The organism is Actinomycetospora flava, from assembly GCF_037400335.1.
Taxonomy (GTDB): domain Bacteria; phylum Actinomycetota; class Actinomycetes; order Mycobacteriales; family Pseudonocardiaceae; genus Actinomycetospora; species Actinomycetospora flava.
This window is the reverse complement of sequence record NZ_JBBEGM010000002.1, coordinates 445,536-460,824: the sequence shown is the minus strand read 5'-3', so window position 1 is coordinate 460,824 and position 15,289 is coordinate 445,536. Positions and strand designations below refer to the sequence as shown.

Sequence of the window (15,289 nt, the reverse complement as noted above, 5' to 3'; positions counted from 1 at the left end):
CGACCCTATGTGAGTGCTTTTCGCCCCTATACGGGCGGAAACCACGCACGGACACCTGACCCGTCTCACGCACGTAGAGAGGTACCGGCGGCCGTGCCCTCGCGGACGGCGGCGTCGATGCCGCGGGGGGCCACGCAGTCGCCGACGCGGACGACGGGGACCTCCGTATTGAGATCCGGCGTGACGGGCGTCGGCGGCCCGGCGTGCACCACCCAGTCGGCGCGCCACGGCGTCACGGTCCCCGTCAGGTGCTCGAGCACGTCGACCACCAGCCCCTCGCGCGCCGCCAGCACCACACGGTCGGTGTGCTCGACGATGCCGACGTCGGCGGCCCGGCGGCGCCAGCGCTCGCGGTCGAGGGTCGGGGCGAGGTCACCGGCCGCGACGAGCGCCGGGGTCAGGGTCGCGACGTCGGCACCCCGGCGCGCGAGCAGCTCCGCGGTCGACGTCGCCGCGTGCCCGCGCCCCGCGTCGACCACCAGCACGCGCCCGCTCGGCGCCACCCGCCCGGCGAGGACGTCGGTGACGTCGACGACCCGCTCGAGCCCGCCCGCCCAGGACGGGAGCGCCGGGGTGGCGCCGGTCGCCAGCACCACGGCGTCGGCGCTCTCGACCGCCGTGATCTCCGTGCGCAGGCGCACGGTGACCCCGAGGTCGCGCGCCTCGTGCGCCAGGTCCGCGACGAGGTTCGCGAGCTCCCGGCGCTCCGGGGCCCGGGAGGCGAGCGCCAGCTGCCCGCCGAGGACGTCGCGGCGCTCCGCGAGTGTCACCGCGTGCCCGGCCCGCGCCGCCGCGACCGCCGCCGCCAGCCCCGCGGGCCCGCCGCCCACCACCAGCACGCGCGCGACCGGGGAGTTCGCGCGCGTGGAAGCAGCGAACGCCACGTTCGCTTCACGACCGGCCGCCGGGTTCACCGCGCACCCCAGACGCTGGTTGAGCCCCACGCGCGCGATGCACTCCTGGTTGCACCCGATGCATCGGCGCACGCGCTCACCGCGCAGGGTCCTGCCCGCGAAGCCGGGGTCGGCGACCTGCCCGCGCACGACCCCGACGAGGTCGCACGACCCCGACGCGACGGCCTCCCGGGCCTGGGCCGGCGTCGTGAAGCGCCCGACGCCGACCACCGGCACCGACACCGCCGCCCGCACCGCCGACGGCACGTGCGCGGCGTAGCCCGCCGGGACACCCATCGGCGGCTCGATCAGCGGGAGGGTCCGGGTGGCCACGCCGACGGCGGTGTTGACGTAGTCGACGTGCGGCTCGACGGCCCGCGCGATCGCCACGGCGTCGGCCGTCCCCAGCCCGCCCGGGATGCCCTCGTCCCCCTGCACCCGCACGCCGAGCACGCGGTCCGGACCGAGCGCCGCCCGCACGGACTCCAGGACCGCCACGAGGAACGGCAGCGCCCGCTCCGACCGCGACGAGAACAGCTGCCGGATCAGCGACGCCTGCGAGCACTGGATCTCGACGCCGTCCAGCCCGCCCGCCGCGATGTGCGCCGCGACCAGCCCGAAGCCGTCCACCAGCCGCTCGAGCCCGGCCGGGGACAACGCCCGCGGCACCTCCCGGAACATCGGGTCGGGCTCGTCGTCCGCGCCGTCCACCGGCGCGCGGGAGTAGATCGACGACGACTGCCCGCCGTTGTGCCCGAGCTGCGCGAGCACCAGCGCGCCGTGCTCGTGCACCGCGTCGGCGATCGCCCGGTAGCCCGGCACGACCGCGGGATCGGTGCCGTCGACGAGCTTCTCGTAGGGCCGGTCGGCGGGGTCCACCGACTGCTCCTCGGTGATGATCAGCCCCGCGCCGCCGGCGGCCCGCGCGCCGTAGTACGCCGCGTGCTGCGGGGTGGGGCGCCGCGCGACCGCCGCGTTGGTGAGGTGCGCGGGGAAGACGATCCGGTTCCGCGCGACGCGGGGTCCGAGACGGACGGGGTCGCCGAGCCCGCTCACGCCAGCAGCTCCCGCGCCGCCGCGCGGCCCTCGCGGATCGCCTCGGCCACGGTCCGCGGCGCCACGGCGTCGCCGACGACGACCAGCCCGGGCCGCGCCGGCACCGACGGCGCCCGCCGCGGCCCCGCGTCGACGAGGGCCGCGGCGGGCAGCGTCGACAGGGCGCCGGTCACGACGTCCTCGACGGTCACCACGCCCTCGGCGAAGGACGCCACCGCCGACTCCGTCACCCGCCGCACGCCCGCACGCGCGAGGCGCGCCTGGGCGTCGACGAGGTCGCCGGTGCGCGCCAGCCCCGGCCCGATCAGCAGCCCGGGCGCCACGATCGCGACCTCGCGCCCGTCACGGGCGAGGAGCTCCGCGAACGCCACCGCCGCCCCGTCGCCCACCGGGTCCTCGATCACCACGGGCCCCGGCGGGAGCCCCTCGCGCAGGGCCCGGGCCAGGGGCGTCCCGCGACCGGGCCGGTCGACACCGCCGCACGCGAGCACGACCCGCTCCGGCGCTACCCCGAGATCGTGGGTGATTTCCTGATGTCCAACGTCAGCGTGGCCGCCAGGCTGGAACACCTCGTGATCCACGCCGAGGGCGATCGGCACGTCCAGCGCCGCCAGCTCCGCGGCGTACCAGCCGACCAGCCTCGCGAACCGTTCCCGCCCGGGCAGGCCCGCCACCAGGGGCAGGAGACCGCCGACGGAAGAGCGACGCTCCACCATCCGCACCGGGCAGCCCGCGCGCGCCAGGGTCCGCGCCGCCTCCAGCCCCGCCGGCCCCGCGCCGACCACGAGCACGGGCTCCGCGGACCGGCCCACCACCCGCTCGGGCACCTCGGGCGCCGCGACCGTGCACGAGATCCGCGGGTTGCGGACGTCGCGCACCTGGCACTCCTGGTTGGTCAGCACGCACGGCCGCGGCGCGAACCCGGCGCGGACCTGGGCCACGAGGTCGGCGTCGGCGAGCTGCGCGCGGGTCATCTCGACGAGGTCGGCGTCGCCCTCGGCGAGCGCCGAGGAGGCGACGTCCACGTCCACCACGCTGCCGGCCAGCACCGTCGCCACGCCCGGCACGCGGACCTCGCGGCACGCGGCGCGCAGGAAGCCCGGGGGCGTGTGCGCGTCCGGCCGCGTCGCGCCGACCGAGAGCGCCGAGCCCCGCACGGGCACGACGAGATCGACCGAGTCCGCGACACGGGCCAGCGCCGCGCGAGCGAGCACAGGCGTGATGCCTGCCCACGGCGCCATCTCGTCCACGGTCAGACGCAGGCCGACCACGGCCTCGGAGCCCACCGCCGCCCGCACCGCCGCCAGCACCTCCACCAGCAACAACGCGCGGTCGGTGCCGTGGGCGTCGTCGCGGTGGTTGGTCAGCCCGGACAGGAACTGGCGCAGCAGCGCGTGCTGGCCCGCCTGGATCTCCACGCCGTCACAGCCCGCCGCCACCGCGAGCGCCGCCGCCGACGCGAACCCGTCCACCACGGACGCGATCCCGGCCGGTGAGAGCACCGCCGGCACCTCCCCGCTCGCCGGGTCCGGCACCGCCGACGGCGCCCACAGCGGCCCCCGCGTGTACGCCGACGAGCCCTGGCCGCCCGCGTGCCCGAGCCCGGCGAGCACGAGCGTCCCGAACGGCCGGCAGGCCCCGGCGACCGCGGACCAGCCGTCGGAGCAGAGGGCCGCCAGCGGCGCGTCCTCGTACGGATGGTCCTCGGCGACGACCGAGGCGACCTCGGTGACGACGACCCCGGCGCCTCCCGCCGCGCGGGCCCGGTAGTGGGCGACGTGGTCCGCGCCGAGCGCTCGGGGGCGATGCGGCGAGGCGAGGTGCGTGACGTGCGGGCCGAACAGCACCCGGCTCGGCGCGGTGCGCCGGCCGAGCACGATCTCCTCGCCCAGCACCCGCGGCACGGTAGTCGCGCACCGGACGACACGGCCGGCGACGTCTAGATTGTCCGGTATGTCAGGGGACCTGAAGGCGGGCGACGCCGACCGCGAAGCCGTCGCCGAGATCCTCCGGACCGCGCTGGGCGAGGGCCGCCTCGAGCTCTCCGAGGTCGACGAGCGCCTCGCGCAGGTCTACGCCGCGCGCACCTACGCCGAGCTCGAGCCCCTCGTCGCCGACCTCCCCGCCACGCTCCCCTGGCAACAGCACGCCGCGATCAGGCCCGCCGACGACGAGAAGCCGCTGCGGATCACCGCCGGCTGGTCGACCGAGAAGCGCACGGGCGCCTGGCGGGTGCCGTCGCGGATCGTCGCCGAGGCCTCGATGTCGGACGTGAAGCTCGACTTCCGCGAGGTCACGACGTCGCCGGCGCGCATCGACCTCGAGATCAAGGGCGGCATGGGCAGCGTCGTGCTCGTGCTGCCCGAGGGCTGGTCGGTCGACACCGACGAGCTGCGCTCGGCGTGGGGCACGGTGAAGAACCGCCACCACGCGCAGGCCGCTCCCGGCCGTCCGACCATCCTCGTCACCGGGTCGATCGGGATGGGCACGTTCAAGACGCGCGGGCCGTACTTCTACGAATAGATCCCCCGGTCGTGGCGACGGGTGGTCACGGAGAGCCCACCGACGTCACGCAGCGTGGTGCCGTTACCCGTCTGTGACATGGTCGACGGTCCCCTCTGGTCGCGTTTCGCAGCCGGCGCGGCCGAGGTATCGCCCCCGGCGGCCCTGCCGCAGATCCCCACGAGCGCGGGCCGAGGGGAGGGACACCGTCAGTTGACCGCCACCACCGCCACCCAGGAGCTCCCGGCCGGCGTCTCGCCGCCGCGCGTCCCCGAGGCCCGGCTCGAGCACGTCGTCGAGCGCACCGCGGACGTCACGCCCGAGGCCACCGCGATCGAGCACGAGGGACGGCCGACGAGCTACGCCGACCTCGACGCCCGGGCGAACCAGCTCGCGCACGTCCTGCACGACCGCGGTGTGCGCCCCGGCGCCCGCGTCGCCCTGTTCCTCGAGCGCTCGCCGGAGACCTACGTCGCCCTGCTCGGCACCCTCAAGGCGGGCGCGGCCTTCGTGCCCGTCGACCCCGAGTCGCCCGCCGACCGCGTCGCCTACGTCCTCTCCGACGCCGACGTCGACCTGGTGCTCACCTCCGCCGCGCTGAGCAGCGACGACCGGGGCCGTCCGCAGCTCGCCCTCGACGCCGAGGCCGCCGAGATCGACCGCGCCCCGACACACCGGCCCGGGCGCAGGGACGACCCCGACGACCCCGACGACCCCGACGACCCCGCCGCGTACGTCATCTACACGTCCGGCTCGAGCGGGCGCCCCAAGGGCGTCGAGGTCGCGCAGTCGAGCATCACGAACTTCGTCGCCGTCGCGACCACCGTCTACGACGTCCGCCCCGACGATCGCGTGCACCAGGGCATGACGGTCTCGTTCGACTTCTCGATCGAGGAGATCTGGCCGACCTGGGCCGCCGGCGCCACCCTCGTCGTCGGCCCGAACGACGAGCGCCGCCTCGGTGCCGACCTCGCCGACCACCTCGAGGCGGCGAGCATCAGCGTCCTGTACTGCGTGCCGACCCTGCTCGCGACGCTCCCCCGCGACCTGCCCGGCCTGCGCACGATCCTCGTCGGCGGCGAGGCCTGCCCCGCCGAGCTGGTCGAGCGCTGGGCGCGCCCCGGACGCCGGATGCTCAACACCTACGGCCCCACCGAGGCCACCGTGACCGCGACCTGGTGCGAGCTGGTCCCGGGCCGGCCGGTGACCATCGGGCGCCCGCTGCCCACCTACGGCGTCGAGCTCCTCGACCCCGACGACCCCGGCCACCGGCCGGTCGCGGCCGGCGAGGTCGGCGAGATCGCACTGGCCGGGCCCGGGGTCGCCCGCGGCTACGTCGGCATGCCGGAGAAGACCGCCGAGAAGTTCGTCGCGCACCCCGCCACCGGCGCCGCGGTGTACCGCACCGGCGACCTCGGGCGCTGGACCGCCGACGGCGAGGTCGAGTACCTGGGCCGCGCGGACGCCGAGGTGAAGGTCCGCGGGCACCGCGTCGACCTCGGCGAGATCGAGAGCGTGCTGCTCGCCGACCCCGAGGTCGGCAGCGCGGTGGTCGCCCTGCAGGACGAGGACCTGGCGGCCTACGTGGTCACGACGTCGACGCCCGACGCCCTGGCCCCGCGCCTCACCGACCTGCTGCGCGACCGTCTGCCCGCCTACATGATCCCGGCGACGCTCGACGTCCTCGACGCCCTGCCGACGCAGGTCAGCGGCAAGGTCGACCGCGCCCAGCTGCCCCCGCCCGCCGGCCGCCGCCTCGTCGCGGCCACCGGACCGGTCGTGGCCCCGCAGGGCGAGCTCGAGGAGCGGATCGCCGCGGTCTGGTCGGAGTCCACCGGCATCCCGGAGCGGGAGCTCTCGGTCGAGGCCGACTTCTTCGACGCGCTCGGCGGGCACTCGCTGCTCGCCGCCACCACCGTCACGCTGCTGCGCGAGCGTGGGATCGGCGGCAGTCCGGCCGTCCGTGACCTCTACGCGCACCCGACCGTCCGCGGGCTCGCCGCCCACCTCGGGACCGCCGGGGCCGGCGAGACCACCGCGGCCGCACCCCGCCCGGGACCCGTCCGCACGACGGGCCGCCGGATCGCCGCCGCGGGCGCGGCGCAGGCCGTGCTGCTCTACCTGCTGCTGCTCGTGGTCACGCTGCCGCTGAGCTGGGTGTACACGAGCAACGACGGCACCGTCTCGACGGCCGTGCTCGCCCAGGTGCTCGTCGCGGGCGCCGCGGCCTGGCTCGGCGTGCGCTGGGTGCTGCCCGTGCTGCTCGCCCGCCCGCTGGCCGCCGGCATCCGCCCGGGCCACCACCGCCTGTGGGGCGTCACCTACCTGCGCCTGTGGACGCTCGACCTCGTCCTGCGCCAGGCGCCGCTGCCGGTGCTCGCCGGGTCACCGTTCCTCGCGCCCTACCTGCGCCTGCTCGGCGCGCGCGTCGGGCGCCGCGTGCACGTCGCGGCCACCGACCTGAGCCTGCCCCGCCTGCTGCACCTCGACGACGACGCCGCCGTCGGCTACGGCGCGGTGCTGCACCCGTGGGCGGTCGAGGACGGCCGGGTCGTCGTCGGCCCGATCCACCTCGAACGGCGCGCGGTCGCCGGCGCCAACAGCGTGCTCGCCCCCGGCAGCCGGATCGCGGAGCGCGGGATGCTCGGCGAGCAGTCCGCGCTCGGCCGCGACGAGGTCGTCCCCGCCGACGCCACGTGGGCGGGCTCGCCGCCCCAGGAGGTCACGACGCAGGACGCCGGCCTCGCCGCCATGCGCTCGGCCGGCCCGCTGCCGGGCTGGCGGCCGCGGCACCTGCCCGGCGCGCTGGCCGGGCTGGTCGGCCTCGAGGTCGCGGCCGTGCTCATGGTCGTGCCCTCGGTGCTGGTCGTGTGGGGTGCGCTGCTCGGGGCGGGCGTGCTCGCCGGGCTCGTCGCCACCCTGCTCGCGGGTCCCGTGTTCGTCGTGACCGTCTGCGCCGTCGTCGCGCTCGGGCGCCGCCTCGTGCTGCGGCGCACGCCCGTCGGCATCCACCCGGTGCGCAGCGCGCTCGGCCTGCGCAAGTGGGTCGCGGACGCGCTGCTGGCCTACAGCCTCGCGTTCACCAACTCGCTCTACGCGACGCTCTACACGGTGCCGTGGCTGCGGCTGCTCGGCGCGCGGGTCGGGCGCGGCGCGGAGGTCTCGACCGCCGCGCACCTCGATCCCGATCTGCTGACGCTGGGCGACCAGAGCTTCGTCGCCGACATGGCGAGCGTCGGCGCCGCCACCTACGCCGACGGCCGGATGCTGCTGCGCCCGACACGGGTCGGCGACCGCGCGTTCGTCGGCAACGCCGCGCTCGTCCCGTCGGGCGTCGGGACCGGCGACGGGTCGCTCGTCGGCGTGCACACGGTGCCGCCGCCCGAGGGCGTCCCGGACGACTCGTCCTGGCTCGGCTCGCCGCCGATGCACCTGCCGCAGCGGCAGGACTCGGGCGACTTCGACGAGCAGGAGACCTTCCGGCCGGACCGCCGCCGGGTGCGCCAGCGCCTGGCCGTCGAGCTCGTGCGGGCGTGCCTGCCCGCGTCGCTGCTCGGCGTCGGGCTCTACGGCTACCTGCTGGCCCTCTCGCTGGTCGCCCGCGGCCGCGACCTGCTGCCCGTCGCGCTTCTCGCGCCGCTGATCGCGCTGGCCGCGAGCATCGCGATCGTCGCCTACGTCGTCGCGGTGAAGCGCCACGTCGCGGGGACCTACCGGCCGCGGGTCGCGCCGCTGTGGGACCCGTTCGTCCGCCGGACCGAGCTCGTCACCGGGCTCTACGAGGCCGCGGCCGTCCCGACGCTGCTCGGGATGCTCGCCGGTACCCCGTTCCTGCCCGTCGCCCTGCGCCGCTTCGGCGCGCGCATCGGGCGGCGGACCTGGATCGCGACGACCTACCTCACCGAGTTCGACCTCGTCGAGATCGGCGACGACGCCGCCGTCGGGCCCGCGGTCTCCCTGCAGACCCACCTCTTCGAGGACCGGGTGATGAAGATGTCGACCGTCCGCGTCGCGCCCGGCGCCACCGTCGGGGCCCGGTCGGTGGTGCTCTACGACGCCACGGTCGGCGCCGACGTCGACCTCGACCGGCTCTCGCTGCTGATGAAGGGCGAGGAGCTCGGCGAGGGCGGGCGCTGGCGCGGCATCCCGGCCCGCGGGGTCACCGAGCCGGACACGATCCCGATGGCGGCGATCCGGTGAGGGCGCTGGTGTACCGGGGCCCGGCGAGCCTGCCCGGCTGCCCGGAGGCGGTCGCGTCCGTGCTGGACGGGTCGGGGTTCGACGTGCGCTACGTCGGGCCGCAAGAGGACCTCGCGCTCACCGGGGACGTGCTCGCCGGCGCGACGCTCTACGCCCAGCCCGGGGGCGGCACGCTGCGCCAGGGCTGGCGCCGGATGCGCCGGCACCGGCGCGCGGTCCGCGGGTTCGTCGCGGGCGGCGGGCGCTACGTCGGGTTCTGCCTCGGCGCCTACCTCGCCGGCGCGACGCCCGGCTTCGGCCTGCTGCCCGGCGACACCGACCAGGCACTCGACACCGAGGACGACACGGTGATCGAGGTCGACTGGCGCGGCGAGCGCCGCGCGGTGTTCGCACAGGACCCGGCGGCGCTGCTGGTCGACGACCGCGCCGACGTGCTCGCCCGCTACGCCGACGGCTCCCCGGCGGCCGTCGTCGCCCCGTACGGCGACGGCCGCGTCGGCGTGGTCGGGCCCCATCCCGAGGCGACGCCCGACTGGTTCACCGACGCCGGGCTGCCGGTGGCGCCCGACGCCCGAGACCTGGCGCGTGACCTGGTCGCGAGCGCCGCCTGATGCGGCGCCTGGTCCTCCTCGCCCTCGTGCTCGTCCTCGCCGGCTGCGCGACCCCGCCCGCCGAGGCCGCGCCGTGGCCGCAGCGCCCGTCGGTCGACCTGAGCTACGACGTCGCGCCGGACCTGCGCGGCGCCACCGGTCGCGAGGCCGTGACGTTCACGCCCGACCGGCGGGTGTGCGAGCTGGTGTTCCGGAGCTGGCCGAACGCGCCGTCGCCGGCGTCGGAGGGCAACGCGCTGGAGGTCACCGACGCCGCGGTGGACGGGCGCCCGATCACGCCGGTCGTCCGCGCCGCCGGGACGCTCGTCGAGCTGCCGCTGCCGGCGTGCGTCGAGGCGGGCACGACCGTGCGCGCCGACCTCGGGTTCACCCTGCGCCTCGGTGCGGACGCCGACGAGCGTCTCGGGACGTCGGCGGGCACGGCCTGGTTCGGCTCCGGCTTCCCGCTGCTCGCGTGGGTGCGCGGGCAGGGCTGGGTCCGCGACGACGCCGTGCGCATCCCCGGCGAGACCGCCGTCAGCGAGGAGTTCCGCCTCGACGCGCTGCGCGTCACCGCCCCCGAGGGGGCCGCGGTGTCCGGGGTGGGCCGTCCCGACAGCGTCGTGCCCGGCGCGCGCCCCGGCACCGCCACGCACACGTTCCGCGCCGACGGCGTCCGGGACGTCAGCGTCGCGGTCGGCGCCTACCGGATGCTCGAGCGCGACCTGTCCGACGGCACCCGGCTGCACCTGCTCACGCCCGTCACCGGCACCCGCGTCGCCCCGGAGCGCTGGGCCGGCGAGATCGACGGCGCGCTCGGGCGCCTCGAGGAGCTCCTCGGCCCGGTGCCGCACGACGACCTGTGGGTGGCGATCGCGCCGTCGCAGTCCTCGGGGATCGAGTACCCGGGCGCGCTGCAGTTCGGCGACACCGCCCCCGGCGAGCTGCCCGAGCTCGTCGCCCACGAGCTCGCCCACCAGTGGTTCTACGGGCTCGTCGGCAACGACCAGGGCCGCCACCCCTGGCTCGACGAGGCCTTCGCGACCTATGCGGCGGCGCGCGTCACCGGTGCCGAGCGGGACTACGTCGTCGACGACGGGCGCGCCGACCTGGGCCTGCCCATGGCGGCGTGGGCCGAGCGCGGCTTCGGGCCCTACAACACCGGCGTCTACACCCAGGGCGCCGCGGTGCTGCTCGCCGCCCGCGAGCGCGCCGGCGCCGACGCGTTCGACGACGCCCTGCGCGCCTACCTGGCCGCGAACGCCCACGGCGTCGCGACCCCCGACGACGTCGCCCGCGCCTTCGCCGGGCTGCCCGCGGTGACCGACGCACTCACCCGCGCCGGGGCGCTGCCGCCGACCTGAGGAGGGACCATGACCGCCACCCTGCAGACCGGCCCCCGGCACGCCGCGCCACCCCCCGAGGACACGGGACGCGTGCTCGGCGTCGACGCCGCCCGCGGTGTCGCGCTGCTCGGGATGATGGCCGTGCACGCGCTGTACCTCACCGACGCGCGCGGCGAGGAGACGTGGGTCGGCACGATCGCCACCGGCAACGCCGCGGCGCTGTTCGCGGTGCTGGCCGGCGTGGGCATCGCGTTCCTCACCGGCCGCGCGCGGGTGCGCGGCGCGGTGGACGCCCGGCGCGCGGCGGCCTCGCTGACGGCCCGGGCCGCGGTGATCGGGCTGCTCGGGCTGCTCGTCGGGAGCCTCACCGACCCCGAGGTCGCGACCGTCATCCTCGTCTACTACGCGGCGCTGTTCCTGCTGGCGATCCCGCTGGTGCTGCTCCCGACCCGGGCGCTGGTCGCCGTCGCCGTCGCGGGGGCGGCCGGGATCCCGGTGCTGAGCCAGCTCGTGCGCGGCCACCTGCCGCCGCCGGCGCTGGACAACCCGTCCCTGTCGTGGCTGGTCACCGACCCGCTCGAGCTCGTCCGCGAGCTCTTCCTCACCGGCTCCTACCCGGCGCTGTCCTGGATCCCGTACCTCGCGGCCGGCCTCGCGGTCGGGCGGGCACGCCTGCGCTCGCCCCGGCTCGCGGCCGGGCTCGCCGGCGGCGGCACGGCGCTCGCGGCGGCGGCCGCGGGGACGTCGGCGCTGCTGCTCGGACCCGGCGGCGGGCTCGCGCGGATCAGCGAGGCGTCGACCGCCCTGGAGCCGCAGGAGCTGCGCGAGATGCTCACCGTCGGCCCCGACGGCACGACGCCGACCACGACGTGGTGGTGGCTCGCCGTCGACAGCCCGCACTCGTCGACCCCGCTCGACCTCGCGCGCACGACGGGCATCGCGCTCGCCGTGCTCGGGGTGATGCTGCTGCTCGACCGGGTCCGGCGCCCGGCGGCGCGGACCGCGCTGACCGTCGTGCGCGCCCCCCTGGCCGCGGCCGGGGCGATGACGCTGACCTTCTACACGCTGCACCTGCTGTTCCTGAACTCGCCGGTCGACGTGTACGACCCGGTGCCCGGCTACGTCGTCCAGGTCGTCGCGGTGCTGCTGCTCGGGCTCGCGTGGCGGGCCAGCGCCGGGCGCGGGCCGCTGGAGACGCTCGCGTCGGCGGCGGGCGCGCGGGCGGCCCGATGGGTGACTCCCACCTGATTTCGGCGGGTCCGCCCCGCGCCGGGTCGGGTCTTCCCTACTCCTCCTCCGGCTTCCGGCGAGCACGCTGATCATCACATCAGCAGGAGCCCGCCGGAGGAGACGACGATGACCTACCAGCTCGGTGTCGACCTCGGCGCCACCATCACCACCGCCGCCGTGCACCGCGCCCCTTGGGCCGGCGTCGTCCCCTTGGGCGAGCACAGCGCGGCGATGCCGTCGGTCCTGCTGTGGCCCGCCGAGGGCGCCCCGCTCGTCGGCGACGCCGCCGTGGCGCGGGCCGTTGACGAGCCCACCCGCGTCGCCCGCGGCATCCGCCCCCGCCTCACCGACCCGCACCCGTTCGTCCTCGACGGCTCCCCCTTCGCGGCGGGCGCGCTGCTCGGCGTCCTGCTGCGGCGGGTCGTCGACGTCGTCGCCGAGCGCGAGGGCGGCGCGCCCGAGGGCGTCGTGCTGACCCACCCCGCCACATGGGGCCCCGCGGAGCTCGAGGCGTTCGGCGCGGTCGCCGGGTCGCTCGGGCTGGGCCAGGTCGGGTTCGCGTCCACCGCGGAGGCGGCCGCCACCGAGTACGCCGCCGGGCGCACGCTCGCCGACGGCGCGACCGTCGCGGTCGTCGAGCTCGGCGTCGGCAGCGTCGACACCGCGGTGCTGCGCCACCGGGCGGGCCGGTTCACCGTCATCGGCACGCCCGAGGCCAAGCCGCACGAGGAGGACGCGGAGCCGAGCGACCGGGTGATCGCCGACCTCCTGAAGCGCACCCTCGCGAGCGCGCACGTCGCGCCCGCCGACCTCGACGGCGTGCTGCTCGTGGGCCGCTCGACCCGGATGGGGTCGGCGGCCGCGGCGCTCGGCGGCGAGATCGGGCGCCCCGTCACCACCGGTGTCGAGCCCGAGCACGCGGTCGCCGTCGGCGCGGCGATGGTCGCCGGCCGGCGCACCGTCACCGACGTCATGACCGGGCTCGCGTCCTTCGCGCCCGGCCTGACCTCGCCCCGGGCGGCGCACCCGCGCCCCGCCGCCGCCTCCGCGCAGGACCCGGTGACCGGCCCCGTGGGCCCGCCGGTGTCCGGCCCCCTCGCCGCCCCGCTCGCCGCCCCGCGGCTCGCGGCCCCGGCGCCGAAGCGCTCCCGGCGCCACGGCCTGGCGGTCGCCCTGGCCGCCGGCGCGATCGCGATCGGCGCGCTGGGTGGCGGCGCGATCGCGCTGTTCGGGGCCGTGTCCCCGGCGGCGGCCGAGTCGCCCGCGGTCGCCCCGCCGCCCGCGCCCGTCGCGGTCGCCGAGACCACCACCAGCGAGCCGGCGCCCGCGACCCCGGAGACGGCCGCCGTCACCGCCCCGTCCACCCGGTCCTCCGCCACCGAGCGCGCGACCCCGCGGACCCGCGAGACCACCCGCGCCGCGCGCCCGCAGCAGAGCTCGGGCTCGTCGAGCTCGTCCGACCACCGGCCGGGCAGCTCGAGCAGCGGCTCACACAACGACGACGACCACGACGACTCGGACCACGGCGGCGACGACACCGGCACCACCCCGGGCGGCGACACCGGCACGACCCCGGGCGGCACCGACACCACCCCCGGCACCAGCCAGTCCTGGTGACCGGTGCTGGTGACCGCGGCTGTGTCAGCGTGGCGGCCACGCTGACGTTGAACGTCAGGAAAGCCCCCACGATCTCGACGGGGCCGTGATCACGTCGAGCTGGTGGAGAAACTGACGTCGGACGTCAGCGTGGCCGCCACGCTGGAACATCCTCACCAGGCGCGGACGCGGGGGTGCGGACGAGGGCGGTGCCCAGTTCGGCCGCGGTCAGCGGGGTCGGGGTGTCGAAGGCCTCGCGGACGATCGCGGCGCCGGTGAGGTCGTGGTCGGCGGTGTAGTCGTTGGTCACCACCACCGTCGCCAGCCCCGCCGCCAGCGCCGCGGCCAGCCCGGGGGCCGAGTCCTCGATCGCCACGACCCGCGCGGCGTCCACGTCGAGGCGGGCGAGCGCGAGCCGGTAGGCCTCCGGGTCCGGCTTGAGCGCCGCCACGTCGTCGCCGCACACCACGACCTCGGCGGTGCCCTCGCCGAGCAGGTGGGAGAGCAGCGGCTCCACCCACGACCGCCGGCCCGTCGTCGCGACCGCGATCCGCACCCCGTGGGCGCGCAGGTCGTCGACGAGCGCCGGCAGCCCCGGGCGCGGCCCGATCTCCCCGCGCCGCACCACCTCGGTGAACAGCGCGGTCTTGGTGCGGTGCACCGCCGTCGCCACGGCGTCGGGGTCCTCGACACCCCGCTCCCGCAGCGCAGCCGCCACGCGCCGCCGCCCGCCGGTGATCGTGAGGAGTTCCCCGTAGCGGTCGACGTCCCAGCACAGGTCGAGACGGTGCGCCGCGAACGCGTCGTTGAACGCGATCCGGTGCCCGTCGCGCTCGGTGTCCGCGAGGGTGCCGTCGACGTCGAAGACGACCGCCTCCGGGAGCGTCACCGCGCGGCGTCCGTCAGGTGGTAGAGCAGCAGGAGCTGGGCGATCGCGAGCGGCTCGCTGCGCGCGTCACCCAACCGCCCCAGACAGTCCGGGGTCTCGGTGTCGGGCGTGCCCAGCGAGGTCCAGATCGCCTTCTCCACGGCGAGGCTCTCCTCGCGCGGCACGTAGCCGTGCACGTGCAGCGACTCGACCGGCCGCCCGTCGGGGTCGCGCTCGAGTTTGAGGTGCATCGCCCGCGACAGCCCGGGCTGCAGGGCCTCGGTGAGGTCGGGGTGGTCGATGGTCGGGCGCATCATCATCGTCGCCGAGAGCGGCGTGTCCGGCGGGTCGTCGCGGCCCTCGATCGGCGCGAACCGCACGACGAGGTCGGCGTTCGCGCGCTGCGGGCGGATGTACGCCTCGGACTCGGGCTCGCGACGCTCCAGCTCGGCGAGCACCTTCTCCTCGGTGTAGCCGCGCTTGCTGGTGTCGCGGGCGACCTTCCAGCCGCGGCGGATCTCCTCGGGAGGGTCGAGGAAGACGGTGACGTCGAAGCAGGCCCGCGAGAGCTTGCTCCACAGCGGGAAGAGCCCCTCGACGATGACGAACTCGGCGGGCTCAACCAGTTCGGGGCGCACGAGCTGCCCGGAGCCGTGGTCGTAGACCGGCTTGAGCACCGGCGAACCCGTCGCGAGCAGCTGCAGGTGCTGCTCCATGATCTCGAGGTGGTTGCAGTCGGGGTGGAGCGCGGTGAACGGCAGCTCCTTGCGCTCCTCCCGGTCGTAGGCGTGGTAGTCGTCGGTGCACAGTGAGACGCACCGCTCGGGGCCGAGGGCCTCCACCAACCCCTTGGTCATCGTCGTCTTGCCGGCGGCGCTGTCCCCGGCGATCGCGAGCATCACCGGGCGGCGCGGCGGCACGGCGTCGCGGCCGGAGCCGCCGGCGCGCCGGATGCGCAGGGACTTGTCGGGCACGAGGTCTCCCTTCCTCGACCGCGACGCTAGGGAC

At 76.8% G+C, this 15,289-nt stretch carries 10 protein-coding genes; 6 read left to right on the top strand and 4 right to left on the bottom strand.

The window, feature by feature from the left end:
* Positions 1–65 precede the first annotated feature (65 nt).
* Positions 66–1,949, bottom strand: a complete 1,884-nt coding sequence (locus WCD58_RS08865; protein WP_337701725.1) for an oxidoreductase — start codon at positions 1,947–1,949, stop codon at positions 66–68.
* Positions 1,946–3,844, bottom strand: coding sequence for an oxidoreductase (locus WCD58_RS08860; RefSeq protein ID WP_337701723.1), 1,899 nt, complete (start codon positions 3,842–3,844; stop codon positions 1,946–1,948). The genes WCD58_RS08865 and WCD58_RS08860 overlap by 4 nt, the downstream gene beginning before the upstream one ends.
* A 58-nt stretch (positions 3,845–3,902) precedes the next feature.
* On the opposite strand from WCD58_RS08860, the gene WCD58_RS08855 reads away from it, so the two are divergent.
* The 6 genes from WCD58_RS08855 (at position 3,903) to WCD58_RS08830 (ending at position 13,434) form a co-directional block, all read left to right on the top strand.
* A complete protein-coding gene (locus WCD58_RS08855; RefSeq protein ID WP_337701722.1) occupies positions 3,903–4,472 on the top strand; it encodes a DUF1707 SHOCT-like domain-containing protein in 570 nt (189 codons plus the stop codon).
* 192 nt (positions 4,473–4,664) lie between these two features.
* A complete protein-coding gene (locus tag WCD58_RS08850; RefSeq protein ID WP_337701720.1) occupies positions 4,665–8,651 on the top strand; it encodes a Pls/PosA family non-ribosomal peptide synthetase in 3,987 nt (1,328 codons plus the stop codon).
* Complete coding sequence (locus WCD58_RS08845; RefSeq protein ID WP_337701718.1) at positions 8,648–9,262, top strand: BPL-N domain-containing protein; 615 nt, start codon at positions 8,648–8,650, stop codon at positions 9,260–9,262. Before WCD58_RS08850 ends, WCD58_RS08845 begins: the two co-directional genes overlap by 4 nt.
* Positions 9,262–10,605 carry a M1 family aminopeptidase gene (locus WCD58_RS08840; protein WP_337701716.1) on the top strand — a complete coding sequence of 448 codons (1,344 nt, stop codon included), beginning with the start codon at positions 9,262–9,264 and terminating at the stop codon, positions 10,603–10,605. The genes WCD58_RS08845 and WCD58_RS08840 overlap by 1 nt, the downstream gene beginning before the upstream one ends.
* Positions 10,606–10,614: 9 nt before the next feature.
* Entirely contained in the window at positions 10,615–11,835 is a 1,221-nt protein-coding gene (locus WCD58_RS08835; RefSeq protein ID WP_337701714.1) for a heparan-alpha-glucosaminide N-acetyltransferase domain-containing protein, read from the top strand.
* A 108-nt stretch (positions 11,836–11,943) separates the two neighbouring features.
* Positions 11,944–13,434, top strand: coding sequence for an Hsp70 family protein (locus tag WCD58_RS08830; RefSeq protein WP_337701713.1), 1,491 nt, complete (start codon positions 11,944–11,946; stop codon positions 13,432–13,434).
* 124 nt (positions 13,435–13,558) lie between these two features.
* Here WCD58_RS08830 and WCD58_RS08825 read toward each other — a convergent pair whose 3' ends face one another.
* Together WCD58_RS08825 and WCD58_RS08820 are read right to left on the bottom strand one after the other, a co-directional pair.
* Entirely contained in the window at positions 13,559–14,302 is a 744-nt protein-coding gene (locus tag WCD58_RS08825; RefSeq protein WP_337701711.1) for an HAD-IA family hydrolase, read from the bottom strand.
* Complete coding sequence (locus tag WCD58_RS08820; RefSeq protein WP_337701709.1) at positions 14,299–15,255, bottom strand: phosphoribulokinase; 957 nt, start codon at positions 15,253–15,255, stop codon at positions 14,299–14,301. Before WCD58_RS08820 ends, WCD58_RS08825 begins: the two co-directional genes overlap by 4 nt.
* Between the last annotated feature and the right edge of the window lie 34 nt (positions 15,256–15,289).